This window comes from Acinetobacter sp. CY81 (genome assembly GCF_059515925.1).
The window spans coordinates 29357-47354 of the sequence record NZ_JCAKNC010000006.1 but is presented as its reverse complement, the minus strand read 5'-3'; the positions used below and the strand labels follow the sequence as shown (position 1 = coordinate 47354).

Annotated in this window: 14 protein-coding genes; 6 read left to right on the top strand and 8 right to left on the bottom strand. The window is 38.1% G+C overall.

The annotated features are described in order from the left end of the window. Positions 1 to 77 precede the first annotated feature (77 nt). Both ppk1 and mtgA read right to left on the bottom strand, forming a co-directional pair. Entirely contained in the window at positions 78 to 2189 is a 2112-nt protein-coding gene (ppk1, locus tag AC5YDM_RS08795; protein ID WP_496151744.1) for a polyphosphate kinase 1, read from the bottom strand. Between the two features lie 102 nt (positions 2190 to 2291). Then, the gene (gene mtgA, locus AC5YDM_RS08790; protein WP_496151743.1) at positions 2292 to 2969 is read right to left on the bottom strand and encodes a monofunctional biosynthetic peptidoglycan transglycosylase; all 678 of its coding nucleotides are present in this window, start codon (positions 2967 to 2969) and stop codon (positions 2292 to 2294) included. Between the two features lie 77 nt (positions 2970 to 3046). Here mtgA and AC5YDM_RS08785 point away from each other — a divergent pair, with 77 nt between their 5' ends. Beyond that, a complete protein-coding gene (locus AC5YDM_RS08785) occupies positions 3047 to 3865 on the top strand; it encodes a rhomboid family intramembrane serine protease (RefSeq protein WP_496151742.1) in 819 nt (272 codons plus the stop codon). Between the two features lie 90 nt (positions 3866 to 3955). Here the strand turns inward: AC5YDM_RS08785 and AC5YDM_RS08780 are convergent, their stop codons facing one another. Beyond that, on the bottom strand, positions 3956 to 6544 hold the full coding sequence (locus AC5YDM_RS08780) for an ABC transporter permease (protein ID WP_496151741.1): 2589 nt from the start codon (positions 6542 to 6544) through the stop codon (positions 3956 to 3958). After that, positions 6544 to 7278 carry an ABC transporter ATP-binding protein gene (locus AC5YDM_RS08775; protein ID WP_496151740.1) on the bottom strand — a complete coding sequence of 245 codons (735 nt, stop codon included), beginning with the start codon at positions 7276 to 7278 and terminating at the stop codon, positions 6544 to 6546. Before AC5YDM_RS08775 ends, AC5YDM_RS08780 begins: the two co-directional genes overlap by 1 nt. Positions 7279 to 7307: 29 nt before the next feature. Here AC5YDM_RS08775 and AC5YDM_RS08770 point away from each other — a divergent pair, with 29 nt between their 5' ends. Next, on the top strand, positions 7308 to 7934 hold the full coding sequence (locus AC5YDM_RS08770; protein ID WP_496151739.1) for an arylesterase: 627 nt from the start codon (positions 7308 to 7310) through the stop codon (positions 7932 to 7934). A gap of 37 nt (positions 7935 to 7971) precedes the next feature. Here AC5YDM_RS08770 and AC5YDM_RS08765 read toward each other — a convergent pair whose 3' ends face one another. After that, entirely contained in the window at positions 7972 to 8586 is a 615-nt protein-coding gene (locus AC5YDM_RS08765) for a carbonic anhydrase (RefSeq protein WP_496151738.1), read from the bottom strand. Between the two features lie 307 nt (positions 8587 to 8893). On the opposite strand from AC5YDM_RS08765, the gene AC5YDM_RS08760 reads away from it, so the two are divergent. After that, positions 8894 to 9874 (top strand): alpha/beta fold hydrolase, encoded by a 981-nt coding sequence (locus AC5YDM_RS08760; RefSeq protein WP_496151737.1) that lies wholly within the window; start codon positions 8894 to 8896, stop codon positions 9872 to 9874. Between the two features lie 45 nt (positions 9875 to 9919). Then, positions 9920 to 10924, top strand: coding sequence for a hypothetical protein (locus AC5YDM_RS08755; protein ID WP_496151736.1), 1005 nt, complete (start codon positions 9920 to 9922; stop codon positions 10922 to 10924). A 59-nt stretch (positions 10925 to 10983) separates the two neighbouring features. Here the strand turns inward: AC5YDM_RS08755 and AC5YDM_RS08750 are convergent, their stop codons facing one another. The 3 genes from AC5YDM_RS08750 to nfuA all read right to left on the bottom strand — a co-directional run bounded on the left by AC5YDM_RS08750 (position 10984) and on the right by nfuA (position 15278). Further along, a complete protein-coding gene (locus tag AC5YDM_RS08750; protein WP_496151735.1) occupies positions 10984 to 12273 on the bottom strand; it encodes a class I SAM-dependent methyltransferase in 1290 nt (429 codons plus the stop codon). Positions 12274 to 12350: 77 nt separating this feature from the next. Beyond that, on the bottom strand, positions 12351 to 14453 hold the full coding sequence (locus AC5YDM_RS08745) for a TonB-dependent receptor domain-containing protein (protein ID WP_496151734.1): 2103 nt from the start codon (positions 14451 to 14453) through the stop codon (positions 12351 to 12353). 186 nt (positions 14454 to 14639) lie between these two features. Beyond that, positions 14640 to 15278, bottom strand: coding sequence for a Fe-S biogenesis protein NfuA (nfuA, locus tag AC5YDM_RS08740; protein WP_496151733.1), 639 nt, complete (start codon positions 15276 to 15278; stop codon positions 14640 to 14642). A 159-nt stretch (positions 15279 to 15437) separates the two neighbouring features. Between nfuA and AC5YDM_RS08735 the strand changes: the two genes are divergently transcribed. Together AC5YDM_RS08735 and AC5YDM_RS08730 are read left to right on the top strand one after the other, a co-directional pair. Continuing rightward, positions 15438 to 16055 carry a rhomboid family intramembrane serine protease gene (locus AC5YDM_RS08735; RefSeq protein ID WP_496151732.1) on the top strand — a complete coding sequence of 206 codons (618 nt, stop codon included), beginning with the start codon at positions 15438 to 15440 and terminating at the stop codon, positions 16053 to 16055. Positions 16056 to 16343: 288 nt separating this feature from the next. After that, entirely contained in the window at positions 16344 to 17888 is a 1545-nt protein-coding gene (locus AC5YDM_RS08730) for a hypothetical protein (protein ID WP_496151731.1), read from the top strand. The last annotated feature ends 110 nt before the right edge of the window (positions 17889 to 17998 follow it).

Below are 17998 nucleotides of genomic sequence, written 5' to 3'. Positions count from 1 at the left end.
GAGTAAAACCTTAAAGCCAAATATTAAAGTTAAACATCAAAAAAGGAGCCGATAGGCTCCTTTTTTTGACACTGTTTTTATTTAAAAAGTTCAAGTAAAACGTGTTGTGCATTATGAGGAGTCTCCCCCTCTTTTAACTTCACACGTTCCCAAGTGCCATCACCATTCAGTAACCAAGAACCTTGGTTGTCCTTCATATAGTTCAATAACCCTTGTTGGTAAATATGCTTTTTCAACATTGGCTCTTCAACAGGGAAACAAACCTCGACACGATTAAACAAGTTTCGATCCATCCAATCGGCACTTGAACAATACAAACGTGAGTTGCCATCATTTCCAAAGTAATACACACGTGTATGCTCTAGGAAACGGCCTACGATTGAACGCACGCGAATATTCTCAGACAGGCCGGGTAAACCTGGACGTAAACAGCAAATTGAACGAATAATCAAATCAACTTGCACCCCTGCTTGCGATGCCTCATACAATTTATTGATTAACTGCACTTCAGTCAGTGCATTCACTTTGACAATAATTTGAGCAGGTTTTCCTGCTTTAGCATGTGCGATTTCTTCATCAATGAAGGCAATCAACTGAGTGTGTAAAGTAAATGGCGCATGGAGCAGCTTTTTCAGCTTCGCCATTTTCCCCATACCTGTTAACTCTTGGAAAATACGATGCACATCTTCACACAAATCTTTTTGTGTAGTCATCAAGCCATAGTCTGTATAGATACGTGCATTACCAGCGTGATAATTACCTGTACCTAAATGTACATAACGCACCAACTTATTATTTTCACGGCGTACCACAAGAATCATTTTGGCATGCGTTTTATAACCCACAATGCCATACACAACGACAGCACCCGCTTCTTGAAGAACATTAGCCACCGCAATATTCGACTCTTCATCAAAACGTGCACGAAGTTCAATCACAGCGGTTACTTCTTTACCATTTCGCGCTGCTTCAGCCAGTACTTGTACGATTTCAGAATCAGGTCCGCTACGATATAGCGTTTGTTTGATGGCTAAAACTTGAGGATCTCTCGCCGCTTCACGCAATAAATTGATGACAGGTGAAAATGACTCAAAGGGATGGTGTAACAAAATGTCTTGTTTCTTCATCGCAGAGAAAACATTCTCCGCTTTCTTCAATACTTTGGGTATCACAGGCGTATGTGAGTCATAGCGTAAATGTGGACGCTTGAAATTGGACAATAAACGAGCCAAGTTAACTGGACCATCAACTTTATAAAGTTGTTCTTCCTCTAAATCAAACTCATCCAATAAATAATCGTAGATGTGCTTCGGACAGTTATGAGTCACTTCTAAACGAACAGCACGACCAAAACGACGTGAGTTCAACTCACCTTTGAGTGCAATTGCTAAATCCTCAACATCTTCATTCAATGCCAAATCTGCATTACGTGTCACACGGAACTGGTAACAACCCGTAGCCGTCATTCCTGGGAACAAATCAGAAACGTGCTCATGGATAATTGCTGACAACATCACATGGTGTTCTTTGCCACCGGTAAGCTCATCAGGTAAGCGTACAACACGTGGTAATGAACGTGGTGCAGGAACAACAGCTAGATCAATCTGACGACCAAAGGCATCTTTACCCTCTAGCGTCACAATGAAGTTTAGACTCTTGTTCACTAATCTTGGGAACGGATGTGCTGGATCGAGACTAATAGGTGTAAGTACTGGAGCAACCTGTTCTTGGAAATACTTTTTAACCCACTGAGACTGTGCAGGTGTCAATTCACCACGACGTAAGAAACAAATATCTTCTTTACGTAACTGTGTAAAAATTTCTTCATTTAAAATACGATATTGGCGTTCAATAGCAGCATGCGTCGTTTCAGAAATTTTATCTAACACTTGTTTTGGCGTGAGACCATCTGGACTACGACTTTCATTGCCAAGTGCAAGCTGTTCCATGACGCCTGCAACTCGAATTTCAAAAAATTCATCCATATTACGCGAGAAGATCAACAAGAAATTCATTCGCTCCAATAACGGATGCAAAGGATCAACCGCTTGTTCTAGAACACGTAAATGAAAATCAAGAATAGACAGTTCACGATTAATAAATCGATCGTTATAGGTATATTCTACTGGCACTAAAGTTTCATTTGAAACGTTGCTGTCTTGAGAAGAAGTCGTCACTGCGGTATTCATGTTCAACCTGTGTTCAATGGTTTGATCTAAGTTTAGTATGCTTCAAATTTATGACAATTTCATAAAAAAAGCCCAAATATATTGGGCTTTTAGTCATTTTCATTATTTTGGTAAATCGCTATGTCGCATATATTTTAAAATCAGACGTTTTCGATACTGCAAGGTGCGGTCATTGCGATGATTTTGATAATATTTTGGATTCGGGAGTAAGGCTGCTAAGAATGCCGCTTGTTCACGAGACATACTTCGTGAGCTAATTCCAAAATAGTGCTGACTTGCAGCTTCAACACCATAAATATTTTCACCAAATTCAACAGAGTTGATATAGACCTCAAGAATACGTTGCTTAGACCAAATACGCTCCATCATCCATGTTGCTACAGCTTCTTGCCCCTTACGTACAAATGAACGTTTATTAAATAAAAAGAGGTTCTTTGCCAATTGTTGTGAAATCGTTGATCCTCCAGCAACAACTTTGCCCTTATCTTTATTACGCTCTAATGCGAAACGCATTCCATCCCAATCAAATCCGTGATGTTGCATAAATTTGGCATCTTCTGCTGCAACAATCGCCTGTTTGAAATAGGTACTGATATTGTCATAATCACGCCATTCATGCTGAATAGGCTGCGAATAATCAGACCAATAATCAATTCGCATCATCATCGTTGAGTCAACAGGATTGGTTCGCCACCACACTAAACTTGAGAAAATCCAGAGCTGTACCAAAAGTATTACGCTTAAAATGATCAATGATGTACGTACAAGAAAAGCCTTCATGCTTCTGGTTTCCTCCTGAAAATATATATTTTCATGCTAAGCTTGGCGATAAATAATGGCGAATGCACAAAAATATCATGTCTGATTATCCTATCTCTATGCAAAATAAAAATAAAATACAAATGCAGCTCTGGTGGATCACTGCATGTCTCATCGCAATCAATGTCGGGCTTTTTGCATGGCAAGTCATTCAAGGGATGGACGTGACGCAACCGAGTTCAATGGATGCCATTCGCTGGGGTGCTGATTATGCACCGATTACATTTCTTGCGGAACCCATTCGACTTTTCACCAGCATGTTTTTTCATTTTGGTTTAATTCACCTGATGTTGAATATGTGGGCACTGTATATTTTTGGCAATGTAGCAGAGCAACTCTTTGGTCGGTTCTATTTTTTTGGTTTATATCTACTGGCAGGCTTGATGGGAAGCTTACTCAGTGGCTATATCAGCATTCAAGACACCTATGAGTTGATCAAGCTAGGCGAACCTAAACAAGATTTGTACCCAGGTGTTGGTGCAGGAGCATCAGGTGCTGTCATGGGTTTAGGTGCAGCCCTGACCATGCTCTCTATTTTACCTCAGCTTAAAAACCAGCTATTTATCTTAGATAAAAAGACATTGCTCATGGTTTTAGGGATTAACTTGGCGATGGGCTTCATGATCAGCGGTATCAATAATGCCGCACACATTGGTGGCATGATCATGGGTGCTGCATTGGCGTTGATTTGGTATATCGGTCAAAAGATCAATCAAAGTACTATATTTAATATCGCAGGACTGATCATCGGCATTGCCAGTTGTTATTTCTTTTACCAATATTGCTTAAGTTTAGTCACTTATATTGCACCACTATGGCAACAATTTAGTCAGCAAATTTTAAGTGAGCTTGCATAAAAAAAGATGAACCGACTCGGTTCATCCTTCAAAGATATATATACATAGAATAGATTTTTTATTAGGAATCTATTCTATGTGCGATAAGTTTTATTGGTTCATTTCTCTTAAACTTTGTAATGGTGGAATTTCACTGAGATAACTCAAACGATAACGTCCAATCAATGCACATAAGATAGACATGGTAATCGGCAGGATCAGCCAAATTTCAAAATGTAGCTGAATACTCAAATCCATTTTATAACTCGCAATTGCACTAATCACCTCTGCAAATAAACAAGCTACCACACCTGAAATCAGCCCAATCAAACCAATTTCAATGGTCATCATATTTTTCAACTGAGCTTTTGAACTTCCAAAAGAACGCATCAGCGCGACTTCTCTTTTTCGTTCATCCATCAATAAATTGATGCAGGCAATTAGCACTAGGAAACCGGACAAACTAACTAAGATCGCTAAAATAGTCACGATCTGAACCAGTACATTCACCAGTTTTTTAATCTCATCCAAAATCAATGACACATCGATAAAGACGGTATTGGCAAATTGTTGGATTACTTTGACCAATGAATCTTTATCCGTTGGTGGTACATAAAAACTGCCTAAATAGCTTCCTGCATTGGCATCCATCGAATTTGGAGCAAAAATAAAGAAGAAGTTTGGTGTAAAACTTTCCCACTCTACATTTCGGAGATTAATCACTTTGGCTTGTAACTCACCCTCTGGCAAGCTAAAAGTGAGCTGATCCCCGACTTTGATGCCCAACTCTGTTGCAAGATTGGCTTCGACAGATACATCACCCATATTTTTTAGGGATGCTCCACCCTCTACAATGTCATTGTTTTGAGGATATTGATCCGACTGCGTCAAGTTCAATTCACGTCTTAATGAATTATTACTTTTAACCAATTCAGGGCTAAATGCTTGACCATTATGTGCAATCAAACGTCCTTTAATGTTTGGATATAACGGCGTGCTTTCCCATTGATTGGCTTGAATTTGCGCTCTAAATTGATCCACTTCAAATGGCGGTAAACCGTACACAAACTGATTCGGCGTTCCATCTGGTAGTTGTTGTTGCCAACGATCCAACAAATCTGTTCTTAAAACAGCGAGTACCGTGATTAAGCTCAAACCCAATGCCAATGCCGTAATTTGTAATGCGGTTTCTGCTGGTGTCCGTACATAGCTTGACAGTCTATTTTTTAAAGCTTTGATGCTCTTTAAGATCAACCAGATCACACTGTATAAAATAGCACTTAAAAAAATAATCACGCCGATGACCAATGCACTGAGCATCATATTTTCAGTCAAAACCAAACTAAAAATAATCAGACTGACCACGCCCGATGCAAACATAATCATCATAGATCGTGCTGACTTTTCCTGTTGGCGTATCACACGAATCGGTGGCGTATTTAGAAGTTGCCATAAACTCGGCAGCACAAATCCAAACAGCACAATCGCACTGGTAAATATTGCAATCGGCAATGGTCCAAATAACATATCCGTAATTTTAAAACTCAATTCCAAATTCGGAATAATTTGAAGCATCAGTTGCAACAGCGCATAGCCTAGACCTAAACCTAAAATACTGCCTATGAGCATCGAAATAAGTACTATTGCACCCAACAAGCTGATGTAAGCACTCAGAATCTGCTTCTTTTCAGCCCCCATACACCGCATCAATGCAATGTAATCTTGGTTTTGATGTACATAACGTTGACTGGTTAGAGCGATCGCGATACCACACAATAAAATGGTTAAAATATTTGCCAGCTGTAAGAACGTATCTAAGTTTTCAATGGGCTTAACTAAACGAGTGTTGCCATCACTCGCAGTACGAAGCCTTAGACTTCCCTGTTCAACACCTTCATTGGAGGTATCTGCATCGAGATTATCTGATGAGTTGGTTTGCGCTGAACTGTTCTGTGAACCGCTATTTTGTGAAGCATTCGTTGTCGAAGAACCACGTTGAGAACCCTTAGTTTCAGGATCATTCAATTCATCTGAACGCCCTGTCTTTTCTTTATAAAAAGTTTCAAACGCGTTTAATTGTTGTGGTTCACCTGACATGAGGAGTCGATAATCAATTCGACTACCTGGTTGAATCGCATTAGTTTTTGCAACATCTTGCTGTGAAATGATGACCGTTGGCGAAAAGCCTGCAAAGCCCATTTCTTGATTGCTGTCTTGTTGAATAACACCAGTCACATTAAATTGAGCATCTGCGATATTGAGCACATCACCCAACTTGAGTTTTAACAACTCCAAAGCCCTTTGACTCAGCCAGACTTCACCAGATTGAATAGACGTTGCATTCGGAGCAATCACTAACTCGCCACGTAATGGGAAATTAGGCTGAATTGCTTTGACATTGACCATGACAAATTCAGCATCAGTATGTGCCATCGAGCTAAAAACGGTGACTTCTGTTTGTTTTAAATCTTGCTGAGTTGCGGCGTCTTTCCATGATGGATCAATCGGATCATTATCTGTCAGCACTAAGTCAGCTGCTTGCATTTTGGCAGCTTGAAGTGATACCGCCTGTTTAATTTGATCATTACTAAACTTCAGTGCCGTGGTTGCACTAATCGCTAGACTAATCGCAATGATGAGTAAATAAATACCTGTTGAGCCAAAACTCTGTCGAAGTAAGGGTTTAAACAATGCATTCATTACATCGTCTCAACTGTTTTAAAATGCTCAATCAAACTACCATCTTTTAATTCAAAATGACGCTGACACTGCTCTGCTAATTTAGGATCATGTGTCACTAACACCAAAGTTGTGCCAAGTTCACGATTTAGATTAAACAACAACTGTTCAATCTCATGAGCAGTATCCCCATCAAGATTTCCTGTGGGTTCATCGGCAAATATAATTTTGGGTTCACTCACCAAAGCTCGTGCTATAGCCACACGTTGTTGCTCACCACCCGAAAGAACTTTCGGTGTTTGATGAATTTGTCTTTCTAAGCCGACTCTTTTCAACAAACTTTCTGCTTTTTTCTCCGCGTCCGCATAATTAAAATGAGGTTGTAACCTTAATGGCAACATCACATTCTCAAGTGCAGTCAAAGAAGGCAATAATTGAAACGATTGGAAAACAAAACCAATATGTTTTAAACGGATCAGCGCACGTTGTTCTTCATTCAAATCATGTACAGACTCACCACTGACATATAACTGACCAGAAGATGCCTGATCTAGCGTAGCCAATATACCCAATAATGTTGATTTACCTGAGCCTGAGCGCCCTGTAATAGCAACCTGCTCTCCTGCCAAAATTTCGACATCTATATTTTCAAAAATGGTAAGCAACTTTTGCTGTAATTGAATGCTTTGTGTAAGTTTCTGTGCAGAAATAATCACTTGTGGCATGATAGATGAAGTCGAATCAGATTGAAGCATAGAAAGCCTTTATGTATTTTAAAAGTATAATGAATTTCAATATCTTAAAGAGATTTTCACATTTATTAATATGTGGATTAGTCATCACTCTGCCTGTTTCAGCATTCGCAAAGACCATCCTGATTGTCGGTGATAGTTTAAGCGCAGGTTACGGTGTCAGCACACAACAAGGTTGGGTCAATTTATTACAACAGCGCTTAGACCAACAGTATCCGAAAAAACATAAGGTGGTCAATGCCAGTGTGAGCGGTGAAACAACCAGTGGCGCTTTGGCACGTCTACCTAAGTTATTGGCAACGCATAAACCGCAGATTGTGGTGATTGAATTGGGCGGCAATGATGCCTTACGTGGACAACCACCTAAGATGATTGAACAGAATTTGGCAAGGTTGATACAACAGAGTCAGAAAACCAAAGCCACTGTATTGTTATTTGGCATGAAAATACCTCCTAACTATGGCACAGCTTATAGCAAAGCATTTGAAAATAATTACAAAGCTCTAAGCCAAACCTATAAAGTCAAACTATTGCCATTCTTTATGGAAGGTGTTGCTGGGAATAAAAGCCTCATGCAAAAAGACTTGATTCATCCCAATGCCAATGCTCAAAAAATTCTGCTAAATAACGCATACCCATATATAAAAGGCGCTTTATAAAGCGCCTTTTTTAAATTTAAGATTTAATTTTTTTCAATTAGAAATCGAAGAAGGTTACTTCACCTGTTTCAAGTGAATATTCTGCACCGACGACTTTTAATTTGCCTTTAGAGATAAAGCTTTCAAGTACAGCAGAACCATGACGTAGCTGATTTACCGATGCGAATACATTTGAACGAACCGCATGACAAGATAATTTTTTCAAATCATCTTTGAGTTCTGTTTGCATCAAGATTTCAACCGATGGTCGCACCCGATTTACAATAGACATGAGATTTGCAGATGGCGGTTGATCTGGGTTTGCCAATACTTCAATGGTTGATTCAATCGCACCACAGTGCGTATGACCCAGTACCACAACCACAGGGCATGCAAAGCTGTCGACGGCGAACTCAACACTCCCCACCTGTGATGGTGCAACGATATTTCCTGCAACACGAATCACAAATAAATCACCTAGTCCCTGATCAAAAACCATTTCAGCAGGCACACGTGAATCTGAACACCCTAAAATAATGGCAAATGGTTCTTGTGTTTCTGCCATTTGAGCACGTTCTTGATGTGACAAAAGTCGCTGATGGTTTGTTTGACCCTGTACAAAACGTTGATTACCATTTTTTAAACGTTCTAAAACTTCTTCTGCAGTCAGCATGTTTCTTCCATGGGTCTAAAGGTTCGATAATTTTAATACTGTACTTTTTCAAAGTCACTGACTAAATTTATACTCAATCACATTATTTTCGCATTGCTAAACAATACATCAATTAGAAAACACATGAGCTTTAAATTCACTAGACATCTAGAAAAACACATTTATTCACCTCGATCTGTTCGTTTAAGTTAATCATTTACTCAACAACAGATGAGCTATTTAACACTGCAAATGTCGTACAGTTCTATATGAATCGCTGAATAAAAATTGCATATAATTTGCCGATAATTTTTCGGACTTTTTTCGAATGGTATTATCTGCTTCCATGTTATCCTTAAAACGCACACTCCTTTATGCTCTTTCTTTCGCTACATTTGTTTTAGCACTTCCTAGTGTGCATGCTCAGGAAGAATTTATCGACTTCAATAAATATCAAAATGAAGAACGTCAGTGGGCAAATTTAAAGACGAAAACGTTAAAAGTAGGCGATGTCATTTGGACATATAGTGAAGCTGGTTCGCCCAATAAACCAACCTTATTATTAATCCATGGTATTGGTGCAAATCGTGATTCTTGGAATCAAATTGCACGAACCCTTAGTTTAGACTATCACTTGATCATTCCGGATCTACCAGGGAGTGGCGACACCAAAGTTGCCGACAATTTTGATCTCAGCCTGCAAAATCTAACAGATCAACTTCGTCGTTTTGTTGAAGCCTCGCATATTCAAAATCAATTACATTTGGCAGGTCATTCCGTAGGTGGCTCTATCGCTCTGATGTATGCATCGCAATACCACTATGACACCAAAAGCTTATTTATTCTGGGTGCAGGTGGCATCTTAAAAAACAATCAAACCAATTACTTAAATAACCCCATCTATTTAAAGCAGCTACTTATTCAACAACCTGGTGATTTAGACTTTGTCTCACGTAAGGTGATGTACAATCCACCTTTTGTGCCCTCAATCATTAAGAAACAATATGAACAGCATTTAATTAAAAACGCTCAGCACACTGCACGCTTAATTAATCAACTGACGGATATGAATAAGCAATATTCATTAAGCTCTTTTAAAGAAATGTTAGGACACATTACTGCACCGACCTTGATCCTTTGGGGTAAGCAAGATCAAATTGTGAATGTTGAGATTGCACAAGAACTTAAAAACTCAATTAAAAATGCACAACAACCGATTATTTTAAATCATGTTGGTCATATTCCGATGCTCGAAGCACCTGAGCGTGTCAGTCAAAGCTATGTCGCATTCTTAAATACAGTACAATGATCTAAACAGGACTTTAATCCTTAAAGGACATTTGAGAATATTTTCATGACGAAGAACCCAATCATTGAACAACTGATCGACGCTCAGCTTGAATTCTTGGATCAAGAGTTTTCAAGTGCAGATACGATTCAAAATGAATTTATTTCTTTTTATCATTGGCTTAGAAAACAACCTCTAAAGAATCTTTGGAGCTTTCCTCAGATCAATGATTTATTACAAAAACAAATCTTGGCTACGCCTGCCAGTGCTTTTTTAATTGAACAAATTGCGGATCATATTCGACTTGCCTTAGCACACAATGTAAATGACTCAACCAAGATTGAAGATGTTATTCCTGTTGCAACCATTGATAAAATTGCTCAATACGTTGCAAGTAAAAGCTCCCATCGTCAGGCTTTGATCAAAAGAGTGGTCAATAATCCTGCTTTTTCAACCACACTGACTCAACTGATTCATCACTCAATTCAAGATTATATTGATAATTCCGTGATGAATAAAAAAGTACCCGGTGTCGGTCGCTTCATGAAAATGGGCAAATCTGTTTTAGAAAGTGTGACTGACTCGAATCTGGATGATACCGTTAAACATTATCTTCAAAAAAATATCATCAAGATTAGTCAACTGAGTGAACAAGTGATCAATCAGCAGTTTGATGACAATAAACTTTATCATTTTCAAGCCAATCTATGGCATAAAATTAAGCAAGTTCCTTTATCACGTCTTCGAAACTATGTCGAAGTGTCTGATCTGACCAATACAGTCGGGATGGGGCATGAAATTTGGGATCACATTCGTCAAACAGATTATTTAAAACAACAAGTGCATGATGGTGTTTACGCTTGGTACATCCGTAATCAAGATCATAATTTCGATGCGATTTTAAATGATATTAATATCGATGAAAGTCTCATTCAAAATGAATTACAGCAACTGCTCGCACCGGTGATTCAACACATGATTTCGTCCGATCATCTGAAGCAACGTGCAAGACTTCATCTGGAAAAGTTTTATTATTCAGACCATGTCCGAAAAATTCTTAATGCAGAATAAAAAAATAGTTTGATTAAAGAAACCGCTGATTTCAGCGGTTTTTTTTATTTCTCATCGCTTTAAGTTTTATAAATCGCAGTAGCACAATTAGGCATCAAGTTGAGACTCACCCCCAGCTCTTTCATTAAATCATTAAACTGATTTATCTGATCAATATCTACCGCTGATGCTAGATCATTTACTGGATGGATATATTTTTCCTGCATCATTAAGAAAAGTGTTTCAATTATAAATAACGGATTTTGATGAAATACAGGTAAATTCAACAGTGTCTTAAAACTTGTATGTTCATGACCCATTGTTTGATTTAGCGCTTTTAATACATGCTCATTAGCATCGATTCGACCAATAGAGGTATTAAACCAGGTAATTTTTGATCTTGAAAAATCAGGTAAGAGTTTAAAATAAGTATCGTTTATGATCTTAAAGTGTTCCACATGATTAAATGGCTGTGGTTTTTTTTGAAAAATATCCACCCGTTGTTTTGCATCTCTGGCGATATCTTTTAAATACTCTTTTAAAGCAGGCTGTTGCGTATCTCTAATGAGACTTTGTAAATTCGCAGGGATACTAATGCTATCCAAGTTTTCACAGGGATTTGCACTCCCTAAATAAGTCATTTTTGTTTTTTCATAAACCATTTTATGTAAATCAACACTAAACAATGGCTTCCAATGATCCGTTAAAAACTCGTGTGCTAAATAGGTACTACTATTTTTTAGCGTATTTAAAACAGCCTCCTTTTTAGATTGATGTACAAATGCACCTGCATCATTCAAATCATTAAATAATTGCGTAGCTACACCAATACTTTCCACCGATAAGTCTGGTTGATGCTCATCCACTAAACTAAATAATTTCTGAAGTGGAATCAAATCTTTAGAACCGGGATAACACATGTAGTGTAAATAGCAGATCCCAGACTCTTTTAATGATTGATCAATAATATCAAGTATATGTTGCTGTTGTTCAGGTGATATCCAAGTAAAGGTGCCATGATTTACAATGAAATCAAATTGTTGAGTCTTTGACTTTAAAAATTCTGAAAAATCAGCATGAATAAACTCTATATTTTTTAAGCCTAATTTTTGTGCTGACTTTCGTGCTAACTCGATATGTTGCGGGTTGAAATCGACACCAATAAAAGAGCCGTGAGGGTGATTCATCGCTGCAACGAGCAAATTGACGCCTGTCGCACATGCCAGCTCTAAATATGAAAATTTCTGACGGATATTCGGTGTTTTAAACCCTAGAAACTGAACAACGGTATTCAACCAAATCGGCTGCATTTCTTTATAGAAAAATACAGGATAAGTTGTATCTACCACATAACCATCTTTTCGTTTCATAACATTCCTGACAAAAATGCAAAATAAGCACTTAAAACTAGAAATGAGGCTTTAAGCCCCATTTCTATGAGTATGGTTTAAAACTTATAGTTCAAAGCAAAACTATATCTTCTGCCATCAAGAACCCAATCGTTACCATCATCTTGAACATTTTTATTGGCAACGTTATAAATGCCAGACGAGAATTGGACTTGATCGCTATATTTGTACACTGCACCTAGATCGACAAAGGTATAAGATGGCGTTGTTTCATCTTGCGTTTTAGTATCACCACGGTAGTTAAGTTGAGTCCACACATATAATTGATCGTTAATATCCCAATCTAAACCGGCATTAAACATATGTTTAGGCATGTCATTTAATGGCTGACCTTTATTTGCTCCGGTCTTTTGTTCACTGTCTGTATAAGTATAAGAATGTCTATATTTTAAATAGTCCGTGATTTGATAATCGGTTGTCCATTCTAAACCACGGATTTGAGCTTCATCTACATTGTAGTTATAAGTGTAGCCTGTAGCATTATAAGGGAGGTCAGGATTAGCCTGATAGAAAGCACTATTCGCAAAGTAATCATCTAACTCAGCTTGAGTATAGTTATCTTTACCACCTTCAGCAGCTGTTGGAGCACGACTGCCTTCTACACGAGAAGAGCGTGTGATTTTATCTTTAAAATCAGTTTGGTAAACCATTAAACTCATGTCTACATCTGCAAAAGTAAATGCAAACCCAGTTTCATAAGTAAGTGTCGTCTCTGGTTTTAAGTTCGGGTTAGGCATAATTGCTCCACCCATCGAATTCAACATATATTGCGGTGATGAATTACGTAAGCTTGGTGCTTTGTAGCCCGAAATCACACCACCTTTTAAAATTAAATTTTCTGTAGCGTTATAAACAGCATAGGCTTTAGGACTGAAGTTGTCGCCGAAGTATTCATTTTCATCATAACGACCACTAAATGTCAGTGCGAGTTTATCAGTCACACTCCAAGTATCCTCAGCGAAAAGTGACCACTGATAACGGTCCATGGTCGTAACTTTGCCCGCCATATCCGCTTTTTGGTTGGTCGTACCATCCGCAAGTTCTTCTTTTTCATAGTTTGCCCCAACCGTAACAACATGGTCACCAGCAAAATATGTACCTTGTGAATTTACTGTGAGGGTCTCAAAATCAATACCGCCTGGATTCGTCACCCCATTTACACTACGACCAGTAATCGAATTATTGCGATCCTTATCTAATTGCACATAAGAGTTGGCAACAAATTTATCGTATTTTGCCTCGTGGCTCAGCGTGAAATTATTTTTTTCTAATTCCGAATACGTTCTATTTTGCGCTTTAGTCAAACTAATGCCTGGGTTATGAATACGCTCCTGTTGAGTATTGGTATACTCTGCAATAATCGTATTATTTTTATTTGGCGTAAGAACAAATTTACCTGTGAAATTCTTTTTATTAAATTCAGGATCACTTTCACCAGTTTCAGTCGTTGTTGTTTGATAATGACTTTCGTCAATCGTTTGTAAACCTGCTGAAGCTTGAAATGAGAGTAAATCTTTAATCAATGGTGCATTAACATACAAACTTGTATTCGTAGCGTCATTGTTTACCTTATTCGATTTTCCTGCTTTGATGTATTCAGTACGAATACTTCCTGTTAATTCATCCTGATGCTTTTTAGTAATGATGTTAATTACACCGCCCATCGCATCTGAACCATAGAGCGATGAAGATGGACCTCTAATCACTTCAATTCGTTCAATTGCTTCAATCGGTGGTAAGAAATTAACCGATGCACCTTGAACACCACCATTTGTTGTCAATAAGCTCCCATCATTCATCGGCTTACCATCGATGAGAAAGAGTGTGTACGCTGATCCCATACCGCGAATCGAAATGGTTTGGTTTGTCCCACCACCTTGCACAAATACACCGGGTACATTTTTCAAAGCATCTGTAACATCGCTATACGATTTTTTTTCTAACTCTTCCTTTGAAATCACCGAAATCGTTGCAGCTGCATCCGCAATATTCTGTTCGTAACCACCTGCTGAAGTGACAACAATCGTTTTTAATTTCAAGTTCTCTTTTTCAGCCAGTATTTGTTCTTCTGCCTGCGCATTTATCACCATTAAAGACATGACTGCAAATGATAAAGACGATTGAATCCATTTCTTGTTCATACGTATTTCCGAAAACTTTAAGGAGAGAATTAGAATTTTTCGTAGCGCATTGTAACAAACACGAATTATATTGCAATTGCTTTTAATAATTATTCTCATTACTATTTATAAAATAAAATTTACTCCCAAAAAAATAGCTTCCCTTTGGAAGCTATTTTTAATCATTTGAAAATATTCAATTTAGACTTATTTGAAGTACGCACCTTCAGCTTGTGTATGATCTGTTTGATCGACAACACGCTTTAATTCAGGAATATGCTGTTGCAACGTCGTTTCAACACCTTGCTTTAAAGTTACGTCAATCGCTGAACAACCTTGGCAACCACCACCGAACTTAAGTACAGCTGTTAAACCGTGTTCTGCATCTTCAACCACTTCAACCAATGCACAGTTACCACCGTGCCCTGCCAAACCTGGATTGATCTCTGACTGAAGAATGTAAGTAATACGCTCTTCAATTGATGCATCAGGACCTACACGTGGCACTTTAGAGTTCGGAGCACGGAAAGTTAACTGACCACCAAAACGGTCTTTATTGTAATCAATTACAGCATCTAACAAATAAGGGATAGATGGCGTATCGATATATGCAGCAAATTCTGGATAATCTTGCTTGTAATCTGTTGGTACAACTTCATCAGGTGCGCTATAAGCCATGCAACACTCTGCGCGTGGTGTACCCGCATTTTCCACAAAAACACGCACAGCGATGCCCGGAGTATTTTGCTTATTGAGCAAATCAAATAAATACTCTTGTGCAGTTGGTGTAATTAATAAATTTGGAATTTCTTCAGCAACTGCAGTGCTGGTGTTCTCAGTCGACATAACAATATTTCCTCATGCTGAAGCTTCTATTTTAACTTAAGATCGGGGGTAATATTCTAAAATCAACTAAATTTGTCGGAATTATTATCAAATTACAATATATTGATAAATGAAATAGCATTATGATCAGTAAATAGTTAAAAATAGAAAAGTTTATTTATGCTTGATTTACCTTTTAATCATACAGTTAGCATCGTCATCATTACGGTGATCATCTCCTTAATCGCATTTTCAAACCAAAATGTAATGAATCGTTTGATTTTTTGGCCGCCTGCGATGCAGAAAGGCCAATATGATCGATTTATTACCCATGGCTTTATTCATGCGGACGGTACGCATTTATTATTTAACATGATCACCTTGTTCTTTTTTGGTAGCGTGATTGAAAGCTTTTATCGTCAGTATTTTTACGACTTAGGTTTTGTCCTGTTTTACTTGGGTGGTTTAATCGTTGCAATTATCCCGAGTTATTTAAAACATAAAAATGATCATCGTTGGGCAAGTCTAGGCGCTTCGGGTGCTGTATCTGCTGTGCTTTTTGCTTATATCTTGTTTGAACCTTGGAAATTGATTTTCGTCTTCTTCATTCCCGTTCCAGCCATTATTTTTGCAGTACTCTATATTGCTTATAGCATTTGGTCTGGGAAAAAAGGCAATTCAAATGTGAACCATAGTGCGCATTTGTGGGGTGCTGCCTACGGTGTGATTATGACGATTATTATTGAACCACGATTGATTCCACATTTTTTAAGTAAGCTGACTCAGCTTCCATTTTAATAAATTTTGGACAGTTTTTATTAAGTCATTTTATTTAGTTTAAACATCAAAGGGACGTTCTTCGTCCCTTTCTATATTCTGCCATTTGATCAACTTTTGCTCGGTTTTATATACTTCTTTATTCTTTTCTGAATCATAAACTGAAGTAGTAAAACACTGAATAAAACTTTCTTTTCCTCAATATACAATCCACACAATTTTGGTAGTTAATGCCACCTGAAATTCTAATTTGGCATAGATAATGTTTACATCTGTATATGAATGATGAAATATCACGAGAGTTTTTGCATGTCTCAAGCACTAGAAGGGATTCAATTCCCGATCAATTCTACCAATAATAAACCAAGTACATCCAAAACAGGACAAGCTATTCTTTCTGAAGCGCTGTCTACTGTTGACCATAAAACTTCTCAGCAAGTTTTATCTGAAAAAAACTGGCGTAAGAAATATCCAATTTACTTTAAAGCCTTGGTTGAAAATGGCATTCGAAATCAAGAAAATCCTATTGAGATTGCTCAAGCAGGCTTAAACAAAGCACATCATAGTTTTGAGTTTTATCGTGATGGTCAAAAATGTAACTTAGCAGAAATGATGAGTTTAGAAGCTCAACCACTCTATTCAGTTAAATTACAAGGTGAAAGTGAAGCAAAGCCTGAATGGTATGTGCCCTATCATGGACAAAATCTAAGAGGACAAGCGCTGTTAGATCAAATTCAAACATGGGAAGATGCTGGCATTATTGAAAGTAGTCATGCTGAAGCACTAAGAACGGTGCATGCACATCCTGAATGGTTTGACCTGTCTGATCGTACCATGGTGCTGTTTGGTGCTGCTTCCGAAGCAGGCCCTCTAACTTGGTTATCTCAATGGAAAGCCAATATTATTGCACTCGACCTGCCTAACCCACGTGTTTGGGACAAAATACTCACCACCATCAAAAAAGGTAATGCAACGCTGATTGCTCCATGTTCAGAGCAACTGGATCAAAATACCTCAATTGAAACATTAAAAGAAAAACTGGGTGCAAATTTACTGACTCAGACACCTGAAATTGCACAATGGCTAAGTAAAAAGAATCAGGCTTTAGATTTAGCTGCCATTGCCTACCTCGATGGTGAGAAACATGTCCGTGTCTCGATGGCAATGGATAGCATCATGCAATATATTAGTGAGAAAAAAACTGATACGAGCTTGATGTATATGTGCACGCCAACAGATGTGTATGCCGTTCCGGCTGAAGTAATCAATGCATCAGCAACTAAATTTAAATCCCGCTCACAGTCTGAAAAACTCATGAGTAAAGGGATTGAAATGTTGACTTTAAAACACTTCTTTAAAAAGAACTCTCATGATCTAGCCCCTTCTGATCAAGGTAATACTTACGGTATCGCAGATTGTTTAGTCGTCGAACAAGGACCTAACTACGCACTAGCAAAACGTATTCAACAGTGGCGTGCAACCCTAGCTCGTCATCAAGGTCAACGTGTCAGTATCAATATTGCACCATCGACCACTACCCATTCAGTGACTAAAAACCCTTTACTCAAAGCGGCATTTAATGGTGCAGGTATTTTTGACGTTGAAGCTTTTGAACCATCTACAACCAATGCCATTATGGCTGCACTTTGGGTACATGATTTACGTAATCCAAAGTCAATTGCAAACCCAGAGAACCCAATGCAACACCCACTGGAACTGATGATGGAAGGTGCTAATCATGGTGGTTTATGGCGTGTTGCCTATTTAGCACGTACGGCATTACCGTTCGCTGCATTGTATGGTTTTGCAGAAGAGAAACTCCCTAAAAGCTTAATGAAAAGATTGAAGAAATGAAGAGTCAGTTAGATTTTGACTTAAGAATATTTTCAAAGCCTTACAGTTTTTAACCGAACTTTTGGATTGAAAAATAAGGCTCTTGAAAATAAAAAACACCCAATAAAAAA

What these genes read in the sequence shown, in the direction of transcription:
- AC5YDM_RS08775 (WP_496151740.1), bottom strand. Translation starts at nt 7,278, where the DNA reads ATGCTTCAATCTGATTCGACTTCATCTATCATGCCACAAGTGATTATT.
- ppk1 (WP_496151744.1), bottom strand. Translation starts at nt 2,189, where the DNA reads ATGAATACCGCAGTGACGACTTCTTCTCAAGACAGCAACGTTTCAAAT.
- AC5YDM_RS08765 (WP_496151738.1), bottom strand. Translation starts at nt 8,586, where the DNA reads ATGCTGACTGCAGAAGAAGTTTTAGAACGTTTAAAAAATGGTAATCAA.
- AC5YDM_RS08730 (WP_496151731.1), top strand. Translation starts at nt 16,344, where the DNA reads ATGTCTCAAGCACTAGAAGGGATTCAATTCCCGATCAATTCTACCAAT.
- AC5YDM_RS08760 (WP_496151737.1), top strand. Translation starts at nt 8,894, where the DNA reads ATGGTATTATCTGCTTCCATGTTATCCTTAAAACGCACACTCCTTTAT.
- AC5YDM_RS08770 (WP_496151739.1), top strand. Translation starts at nt 7,308, where the DNA reads ATGAATTTCAATATCTTAAAGAGATTTTCACATTTATTAATATGTGGA.
- AC5YDM_RS08735 (WP_496151732.1), top strand. Translation starts at nt 15,438, where the DNA reads ATGCTTGATTTACCTTTTAATCATACAGTTAGCATCGTCATCATTACG.
- mtgA (WP_496151743.1), bottom strand. Translation starts at nt 2,969, where the DNA reads ATGAAGGCTTTTCTTGTACGTACATCATTGATCATTTTAAGCGTAATA.
- AC5YDM_RS08785 (WP_496151742.1), top strand. Translation starts at nt 3,047, where the DNA reads ATGTCTGATTATCCTATCTCTATGCAAAATAAAAATAAAATACAAATG.
- nfuA (WP_496151733.1), bottom strand. Translation starts at nt 15,278, where the DNA reads ATGTCGACTGAGAACACCAGCACTGCAGTTGCTGAAGAAATTCCAAAT.
- AC5YDM_RS08745 (WP_496151734.1), bottom strand. Translation starts at nt 14,453, where the DNA reads ATGAACAAGAAATGGATTCAATCGTCTTTATCATTTGCAGTCATGTCT.
- AC5YDM_RS08755 (WP_496151736.1), top strand. Translation starts at nt 9,920, where the DNA reads ATGACGAAGAACCCAATCATTGAACAACTGATCGACGCTCAGCTTGAA.
- AC5YDM_RS08780 (WP_496151741.1), bottom strand. Translation starts at nt 6,544, where the DNA reads ATGAATGCATTGTTTAAACCCTTACTTCGACAGAGTTTTGGCTCAACA.
- AC5YDM_RS08750 (WP_496151735.1), bottom strand. Translation starts at nt 12,273, where the DNA reads ATGAAACGAAAAGATGGTTATGTGGTAGATACAACTTATCCTGTATTT.